General features: G+C 73.1%; 3 protein-coding genes. All 3 read right to left on the bottom strand.

Going from position 1 to position 9,762, the window contains the following annotated elements:
• Window positions 1-849: beta-ketoacyl synthase N-terminal-like domain-containing protein (locus BFF76_RS13475; RefSeq protein WP_208604845.1), on the bottom strand; the 849-nt coding region annotated here is incomplete at its 3' end.
• 74 nt (window positions 850-923) lie between these two features.
• A complete protein-coding gene (locus tag BFF76_RS32680; RefSeq protein WP_065848279.1) occupies window positions 924-7,460 on the bottom strand; it encodes a type I polyketide synthase in 6,537 nt (2,178 codons plus the stop codon).
• Between the two features lie 146 nt (window positions 7,461-7,606).
• A partial coding sequence (locus BFF76_RS13465; protein WP_141695596.1) for an SDR family NAD(P)-dependent oxidoreductase occupies window positions 7,607-9,762 on the bottom strand: 2,156 nt, incomplete at its 5' end.

Raw genomic sequence — 9,762 nt, 5'->3', positions numbered from 1 at the left:
CGCGTCCGAAAGCCGCTCGACGAGCAACACGCCGACGCCCTCACCCCAGGCTGTGCCGTCGGCCGCGGCCGCGAACGCCTTGACGAGGCCGTCCTGGGAAAGCCCGCGCTGCTTGCTGAACTCGGTGAAGGCGGCCGGCGTCGACATCACCATCACACCGCCCACCACCGCCAGCGAGCTCTCCTTGCTGCGCAGCGACTGCGCCGCGAGATGCAGCGCGGTCAGCGAGGACGAACAGGCGGTGTCGACGGTGACGGCCGGCCCCTCGAACCCGTACGTGTAGGAGAGGCGGCCGGAGAAGATGCTGGAGGCGTTGCCGGTCAGCAGGTAGCCCTCACTGTCCTGCGTGGTGCCCACGTTCGAGCCGTAGCCGGACAGGACGCCGCCGACGAAGACACCCGCGCTCTCGCCGCGCAGCGTGCCCGGGTCGATCCCGGCCCGCTCGAACGCCTCCCAGGACGCCTCCATGAGCACCCGCTGCTGCGGGTCCATGGCGAGGGCCTCGCGCGGGGATATCTCGAAGAACTCGGCGTCGAAGTCCGCGGCGCCGTCGATGAATCCACCCTTGCGGATGTAGGAGCTGCGCGGGCGCAGCCCCTCCGGGTCGTAGAGGGCCCCCAGGTCCCACCCGCGGTCCGCGGGGAAGTCCGCGATGCCCACGCGCCCTTCGGCGACCAGCTCCCACAGGTCCTCGGGGGTCTGCACCCCACCGGGGAACCGGCAGCTCATGCCGATGACGGCGAGCGGCTCACGGGCGGCCTCCTCGACGGCGCGCAGCCGTGCGTAGGAGTCGCGGGCGTCGGCAACCGCCTGCTTCAGGTACTCGCGGAGCTTCTGCTCGTTCGACATCCAGTCCTCTTCCGGTCCAGCGAATGCGGTCAACAGGTGGATTCACATGGCGGGCGGGGTGACCCGCCTGTCGGTCAGCTGGACCATGGCCTGTTGTCCATGAGCTCGAACAGTTCCGCGTCGGTCACGTCGGTCAGGCTGACCGGGTCGTCGCCGGCCTCGCTCCTGGTCCACTTCGCGAGCACCGCCCGCAGCCGCACGGTGAGGTTCGCGCGCCTCGGGTCGTCCTCGGTGACCTCGTCGAGCAGCGCCTCCAGGGCGGAGAGCCGGCTCGCGGCGAGCGCGGCCGGGTCGATCTCCGGGAGCAGTTGCTGCTTGAGGTGGGCTGCGACGGCCGCGGGCGTGGGGTGGTCGAACAGCAGGGTGACCGAGAGCCGCAGACCGGTGGCGGCGTTGAGCCGGTTACGCAGCTCGACGGTGGTGAGCGAGTCGAAGCCGAGGTTCTTGAACGGCCGCTCAGCGCCCACGGTCTCGGTGTCGTCATGGCCGAGGACCACCGAGGCCTGCCGGCGCACCTCCTCGGTCAGTAGCTCCTCGCACTCCTTCGGGGACAGCCGCGCCAGGCGTTCGGCGAGCCCCCCGCCGGTCCCGGTGTCCGCGGCGGAGGTGGACGCCGTCCGCTTGGCGGGAGCCTTGACCAGGCCGCGCAGCAGGGGTGCGACGTCGCCGGTGAACCTGGAGGGGTCCAGCTGCACGGGGACGGTGTGGGTGTGGTTGTCGCCGGTGGCGGCGTCGAAGAGAGCGAGACCGTCGGCCGTGGACAGGGCACGTACACCGGTACGTGCCATCCGGTCGAGGTCGGCCTGGTCGAGCTCGCCGGTGATCCCGCTGGCCTGCGCCCACAGCCCCCAGGACAGGGACTGTGCGGGCAGTCCGAGGCGGCGGCGGTGGTGCGCGAGGCCATCCAGGAAGGCGTTGGCGGCGGCGTAGTTGGCCTGGCCGGGCGCGCCGAACACTCCGGAGGCGGAGGAGAACAGCGCGAAGAGGGCGAGGTCCTTGCCGCGAGTCAGCTCGTGCAGGTGCCAGGCGGCCTCGGCCTTGGGGCGCAGCACCGTATCGAGCCGCTCGGGATTCAGTGCCGTGATCACTCCGTCGTCGATGACGCCCGCGGCGTGCACCACGCCCCGCAGGTCCTCGATGCCGTCGAACAGGGCAGCGAGGTCGTCGCGTTCGGCGGCGTCGCACGCCACGACGTGAGCGGTGGCGCCGAGTTCGGCGAGCTCCGCGACGAGTTCTGCGGCGCCGGGCGCCTCGGGGCCGCGGCGGCTGGTGAGCACAAGGTCCGTGACGCCGTACCGTTCGGCCAGGTGCCGGGCCACGGAGGCGCCGATGGAGCCGGTGCCGCCGGTGACCAGGACGGTGCCGTCCAGGGTCGCCGTGGGAATGGTGAGGGCGACCTTGCCGACGTGCTTGGCCTGGCTGAGGTAGCGGAAGGCCTCGGGCGCCCGGCGGACGTCCCAGGTGGTCACCGGCAGCGGGGACAGCACCCCTTCCTCGAAGAGCTGAGCGAGGTGGGTGAGCATCTCGCCGATGCGCCCGGCGCCTGCCTCACCGAGGTCGAAGGAGCGGTAGAACGTGCCGGGCCAGGAGGTGTTGACGGCCTCCGGTTCACGGATGTCGGTCTTGCCCATTTCGATGAACCGCCCCTCGGGGACCAGGAGGTCGAGCGAGGCGTCGGTGAACTCCCTTGCCAGACAGTTGAGGACGACGTCGACGCCCCGGCCACCGCTGGCGGCGCGGAAGGTCTCGGCGAAGTCCAGGGTGCGCGAGGAAGCGAGGCGTTCGGCGGGTATGCCGGAGGCGCGCACGGTCGGCCACTTGGGCTCGCTGGCGGTGGCGTACACCTCGATGCCCCAGTGGCGTGCGAGCTGCACGGCTGCCATGCCGACGCCGCCGGCCGCGGCGTGGACGAGCAGCGACTCGCCCTCCTCGACGCGGGCGAGGTCCTGCAGCGCGTAGTAGGCGGTGAGGAACACGGTGGGCACGGCGGCAGCCTGGGCGAAGGACCAGCCGGTGGGGATCGGCGCGATGGTACGGGCGTCGGTGACGGCCAGCGGCCCCGCGTAGGAACCGGACAGCAGACCCATCACTCGGTCGCCGACACGAACGCCGGTGACGCCGGGGCCGACCTCGGTGACGAAGCCCGCGCCCTCGGAGCCGAAGGCCGTGTCGGTGAAGGACTTGGCGACGTCGACCACGCCGAGGGCGAGCAGGACGTCGCGGAAGTTCACGCCGGTCGCCCGGACCTCGACGCGCACCTGGCCGTCGGCCAGTGGCACCTCGGCCTGCGGGCACGACACGAGCCGGAGCCCTTCGAGGGTGCCGCTACCGTCCACGTCGAGGCTCCAGGCGCCGTCGGCGGGCGGGGCCAGGGTGTCGGCGGGGACCACACGGACAAGCCGGGGCGCCAGCGGGGCGCCGGCGCGCACCACGCTCTCCGTCTCCCCCGCCGCCACGGCGGCGGGCAGGGCGGCGGCCGAGCGGGCGTCGCTGTCCAGATCGATCTGGACGATCCTGCCGGGGTTCTCTGAGCAGGCCGAGCGCACCAGGCCGCGGACCGCGGAGTGCACCGGGTCGGTACTGTCGCCGGGCAGGGCCGCGGCGCCGCCACGGGTGACGACCGCGAGGGTGGCGGTCCCGGTCTCCTCGGCGGCGAGCCACGCCTGCAGCGCGTCGAGGACGGCGCCGGTCACCTCGCGGGTGGCGGCCACGGTGTCGTCGCCTCCTGCGGGCACTGGCAAAAGCACCACGCCGGGCAGTTCGTCGCCGGTGCGTACGGCCTCCTGGAGCGCGGCCAGGTCGGCGAAGCGGACAGCTCCCTCGGCGCTTCCGGCGAGGTCCCCCGCGCCCCCGAGCACGGCCGGGCTCTGCCCGGACTGTTCGGGGGCCTCGGGCAGCGTGACCCAGTCGAGGCGGAACAGGCCGTCCACGCACGGCCGTTCGCGGATGTCGGCGGCGGCCACCGGCCGCGAGGTGAACTCGTCGACGGTGAGCACGGGCAGACCCGCGGAGTCGGTCATCGTCAGGGACAGGGAGCTGGAACCGTTCGGGGTGAGCCGGACGCGGGCCGCGGTGGCTCCGGTGGCGTGCAGGCGTACCCCACCGAAGGAGAACGGCAGCCTCGGTTCGACGCCGCTCTCCTGGTCGAGGGCGGTGGCGATCTGGGTGTGCAGGGCCGCGTCGACCAGCGCCGGGTGCACGCCGAAGCCGGCTGCGTCCGCGCCGCCCCGTCCGTCCAGGGCGACCTCGGCGAACAATTCGTCGCCGCGCCGCCACAGGGCGCGCAGCCCCTGGAAGACGGGACCGTAGGCGTAGCCCCACTCGGTCAGCCGTTCGTACAGGCCCTCGACGGGCACCGGCGTCGCGTCGACCGGCGGCCAGGCGGACTGCTCGGCCACAGGCGGCGCGTCGGCGGGCTCTGCGGTCAGGGTGCCACTGGCGTGGCCCGTCCACTCCTGCGCGCCACCGTCGGCAGCACCGGCGGCGCGGGAGAAGATCCGCACCTGGCGGGCACCGGTCTGGTCGGCCTCGCCGACCGTGACCTGGACATCGACGCCAGTTCCTTCGGCGGCCAGGGCGAGCGGACTTTCCAGGACGAGTTCGGCGATCCGGTCACAGCCCGCGTACTCGCCCGCTCGCAGTGCGAGTTCGACCAGAGCGGTACCGGGCACGAGGACTCGGCCGAGTACCTGGTGGTCGGCGAGCCAGGGGTGGGTGTGGGTGGAGATCCTGCCGGTGAGTACATAGCGGTCGCCGTCGGCGGCCTCGACGCCCGCGGACAGCAGCGGGTGTCCCACGTGGGAGAGCCCGGCGCCGGAGACACCGGCGGCGCCGCCGGAACCCGCGGAGAGCCAGTAGCGGCGGCGCTGGAAGGCATAGGTGGGCAGTTCTACGGCATTGGTGGCGCCGGGGGCGTACACCGCGTCCCAGTCGACGTGGACACCGCCGGTCCACAGCTGAGCCAGGGAGGTCAGGAGCCTGCGGGTGCCGCCGTCGTTCCTGCGCAGGGTGCCGGTGACGGTGGCGGAGCGGGCGCCTGCAGGCTGGTTCGCGACCGTGTCCTGGACCGCGGTCATCAGCACCGGGTGCGGGCTGACCTCGACAAAGGCGGTGTTGCCCTCGTCCAGGAGCAGCTGGATGGTCTCGTGGAAGCGGACGGGCTCGCGCAGGTTGCGGTACCAGTACTCGGCGTCGAGCGTCTCGCCTGGCACGGGCGCGGCCGTCACGGTCGAGTACATCGGTATGTCCCCGGCGCGCGGGGCGACCGGCGCGGCAAGGTCGAGCAGCTGCTCGCGCACCCGCTCGGTGTGCGGGGTGTGGGACGCGTACTCGATGCCGACCTTCCGCGGCCGCAGCCCGGCTGCCTCAGCCTCGGCGTTCACCTCGGCGAGCGTATCGAGGTCGCCGGCCACGACGGTGGACTCGGGGCCGTTGGACGAGGCGATCCACACTCCGGCCCGGTTCCCGATGAGCGCGGCGGCCTGCTCGGGTGTCGCGGAGAGCGAGTACATGGCGCCCTTGCCCGACAGATGCTCGTTGAACACCCGGCTGCGCAGGGCCACGAGGCGGGCGCCGTCCGCCGGCGACAGCGCACCGGCCGCGCAGGCGGCGGCGATCTCGCCCTGCGAGTGGCCGACGACAGCGGCGGGCACGACGCCCAGGGAGCGCCACAGCCGCGCGAGGGAGACCATGACGGACCACAGCACGGGCTGGACGACGTCGTCACGCTCCATCTTCTCGCCGCTTCGCAGCAGTTCGACCGGGTCCCAGTCGAGGTACGGAGCCAGCGCGTCGGCGCACTCGCGCATGGCCTCGGCGAACACCCGGGACGCGGCCATGAGATCGATGGCCATGCCCGCCCACTGGGAACCCTGGCCGGGGAAGACGAAGACCACCTTCGCGTCGGACGAGGCGGCCTCGCCCGTCCTGACGTGCGCGGAGGTCTCCTGCCCGGCGACGGCACCGAGCCCGGAGAGCAGCCCGTCCCGGTCCCCCGACAGAATGACGGCACGGTGCCGCAGCGCGGTGCGGTGCAGGGCGAGCGCGCGGCCGGTGCCGACGATGTCCGCGGCGGTGCCGGCCGCGGCCTCGCGCAGCCGGGCGGCCTGTTCGCGCAGCGCATCGGGGGTGTGGCCCGAGATGACCCACGGCACGGTGGCGCCGTCCGCGGCAAGCGGTGCGGGGGTCTCGGAGGGTGTTCCGGCGGAGTCGGCTTCGGTGACGACGTCCTCGAACTGCTCCAGGATCACGTGGGCGTTGGTGCCGCTCACCCCGAAAGCGGAGATGCCCGCGCGGCGGGGCCGCCCGGTGCTCGGCCAGTCGGTGGCCTCAGTGACGAGGCGGACGTCGCCCGTTTTCCAGTCGACGTGCGGGGTGGGCTCGTCCACGTTGAGGGTGGGCGGCACGATGCCGTGCTGGAGGGCGAGCACGGTCTTGATGACGCCGGCCACGCCTGCGGCGGCCGCCGTGTGGCCGATGTTGGACTTCACCGAGCCGAGCAGCAGAGGACGGCCTTCGGGGCGGTCCTGGCCGTACGTGGCAAGCAGTGCCTGGGCCTCGATCGGGTCGCCCAGGGACGTACCCGTGCCATGCGCCTCCACCACGTCCACGTCGGACGCGACGAGCCCCGCGTTGTCGAGCGCCGAGCGGATGACCCGCTGCTGGGAGGGGCCGTTGGGCGCGGTCAGGCCGTTCGACGCGCCGTCCTGGTTGACGGCCGAACCCTTGATGACGGCGAGGACGCGGTGGCCGTTGCGACGCGCGTCCGAGAGCCGCTCGACGAGCAACACGCCGACGCCCTCGCCCCAGGCGGTGCCGTCGGCCGCCGCCGCGAACGCCTTGACGCGGCCGTCGGAGGCGAGGCCCTGCTGCTTGGTGAACTCGGTGAACATGCTGGGCGTCGACATGATCGTCACGCCCCCCGCGAGGGCCATCGTGCACTCGCCCTTGCGCAGCGCGTGCGCGGCCAGGTGCAGCGCGACCAGGGAGGACGAGCAGGCCGTGTCGACGGTGAGCGCCGGGCCCTCGAAGCCGAAGGTATAGGCGATGCGGCCGGAGGCGACGCTCGCGGCGTTGCCGATGCCCATGAAACCAGCCAGCTCGGACTGGTCGTTGCCAAGCATCAAGGTGGCGTAGTCCTGGCCGTTGGTACCGACGAACACTCCGGTCCTGCTGCCGCGCAGCGCCCTGGAGTCGAGCCCGGCCCGCTCGATGGCCTCCCAGGAAGTCTCCAGGAGGAGGCGCTGCTGCGGATCCATGGCAAGGGCCTCGCGCGGCGAGATCCCGAAGAAGTCCGCGTCGAATTCGGGGGCGTCGTGCAGGAACGCGGCGGCGCGGGTGGCCGATCGTGCCTCCTGACCGGGACCGCTCCCGAAGAGTGCGGCAAGGTCCCAGCCACGGTCCGTGGGGAACTCGCTGACGCCATCGGCCCCTTGGACCACCAGCTTCCACAGCTCCTCGGGGGAGCCGACGCTGCCGGGAAACCGGCAGCCCATCCCCACGATGGCGATGGGCTCCCGCTCTGCGTCCTCGACCTCGCGCAGTCGGCCGCGGACCTTGTGCAGGTCGGCGGTGACCCGCTTGAGGTAGTCGAGAGTCTTGTCCTCATCCATGGTGGATCCCATTCGTGTGTCGTGCCGCCTTACGCCTTGCCGCTCGCCACGTGTGCGCGCGGTTCCGCCGGGGTGCGCCGGCTCGTTCGTGCTCAGGGGCCTGCCGTCGTGCGCCGGCCCGTTCGTGCCTCCCGGACTGCTGTGTCTCACAGGCCGAGCTCGTTCTCGATGAAGTCGAAGACCTCGTCGCGCGACGCGGACCGCAGGTGTTCGGCAGCCGCCTCGCGGGGCGCGTCCGAGGACCAGCGCTCCGCCAGGGCCGTCAGCCTGGCCAGAACGTCCGGCGAGGGGGTGGCCTGGGCCGCGACCGCGGCAAGACTTCCCTCGAGACGGTCGATCTCGGCGAGCACGGACTTCTCCGACGGTTCGCCCTGGCCCAGTTCGGAGCGCAGGTGCTCCGCGAGCTCGGCCGGGGTGGGGTAGTCGAAGACCGAGGTGGCCGAGACGGCGAGCCCGGTGGCCTCGGTCAGCCGGTTGCGGAACTGGACCGCCGCGAGCGAGTCGAAACCCACGTCGCGGAACGGCTTGTCCGCCTCGATCGCCGCGATCCCCGTGTGTCCGAGCACGACTGCCGCATGTGTGCGGACCAGCTCGGTCAGCGCCTGCTGCCGGTCGGCGCCGGAGAGTCCGGAAAGACGTCGGACGAGTTCCTCGGCTCCGTCCCCGGCAGGCTCGGCCGGTGCCTGCGCCCGCAGGGCCTCGGGAATGTCGGACAGCAGGTTGCTGGGCCGCGTCGAGGTGTACGACAGGGCGAACGTCTCCCACTCGACGTCGGCCACCGTCAGGCAGGTCACCCGCTGGTCGATCGCATGCCGGAGCAGGCTCAGCGCAGTGGCCGGTGCGAGCGCCCGCACTCCGCGTCGGCGCAGGTGAGCCTCGGCGTCGTCCCGGGCCGCCATGCCACCCTCGCTCCACGGCCCCCACGCCACCGAAGTGGCGACGGCGCCGCGCGCCCTGCGCCGTTCGGCGAGCGCGTCGAGGTAGGCGTTGGCGGCTCCGTAGGCGCCCTGTCCCGCACCGCCCCAGATGCCGGCCGTGGAGGAGAACAGCACGAACGCGTCCAGCTCGGTGTCGGCGAAGGCCTCGTCGAGGTGGCGTGCGCCGTCGGCCTTGCCCGCGCTGATGGCGGTCACGTCGTGCGCCTGCGTCTCGTCGATGCGGCTGGTCTGGGCGACGCCAGCGGTGTGCAGCACCGATGTGACGCGAACACCGTCGGCGTCGAGCTCGCCGAGCAGCGCGTCCAGCGCGCCCTGGTCGGCGACGTCGCACGCGGCGATGGTCACCCTGGCTCCCAGAGCGGCCAGTTCGGCTTCCAGGGCTGCGGCCCCGGGAGCCTGGCGGCCCCTGCGGCTGGTCAGCACCAGGTGCTCCACGCCCGAGCGCGCCAGCCAGCGGGCCACGTGGGCGCCCAGTGCGCCGGTGCCGCCGGTGACGAGGGCCGTGCCGCGCGGGGTCCAGCCCACGCCGTCCGCCGTGACCGCGAGGGGCGCGCGCCGCAGCCGCCGGGCGAGGAGTCCGCCGACGCGCAGCGCCACCTGGTCCTCGCCGGTGGTCCCGGCCAGGACGGCGCCGAGGCGTGCGGTGTCGCGCGCCCCGAACTCCTCGGGCAGGTCGATGAGACCGCCCCAGCGCTCCGGGTGCTCGAGTGCGGCCACGCGGCCGAGGCCCCAGACCTGCGCCTGGCCCGGCCTGGTCTCCTCAGCCGCGACGGCGACGGCGCCCTGGGTGACGCACCACAGGGGTGCCGGCACGTCCGCCTCGCCCAGGGCGCGCACCAGCGCGTGGGTGGCGGTCAGTGGCCAGGCGTCGCCCTGGCCCTCCGCCAGCGCGAGGAGGGACAGCACTCCGCGCACGGGCGTGTCCGCCACCACGGCACGGAGCCGCTCGGCGAGGGCGTCGGGGTCCGTGGCGCCCTCGAGGTCGGCGGAGACGTCCACGGTCACGACATCGAGGCCCTGCCGCTCCAGCGTCGCGACGCACTCGGCGGCCGCCGTGCCACCCGCGGTGATCTTCAGCCAGGTGCCAGTCGGCTGTGCGGCCGGTTCGGCGAGGGGTCGCCAGTTCACCTCGTAGCAGAGCTCGCCGAGGTCTGTACGCTCCTTGGACCTGCGGCGCCAGTCGGCGAGGACCGGCAGGATCTCCCGCAGCGACGCTTGCCGCTCCTCCTCGTCGACACCCAGGGTGCGGGCCAGGACCTCGGTGTCCTCGCCCTCCACCGCGGACCAGAAGGCCTGGTCGAGCTCGGAGGTGCGCTCCTCACCGGTGGCGGCGGGGGCGTCCAGCCAGTGGCGCTGCCGGTTGA

It is taken from the genome of Streptomyces mutomycini (assembly GCF_001700505.1).
Lineage (GTDB): Bacteria > Actinomycetota > Actinomycetes > Streptomycetales > Streptomycetaceae > Streptomyces > Streptomyces mutomycini.
This window is presented reverse-complemented; position numbering and strand designations above follow the sequence as displayed.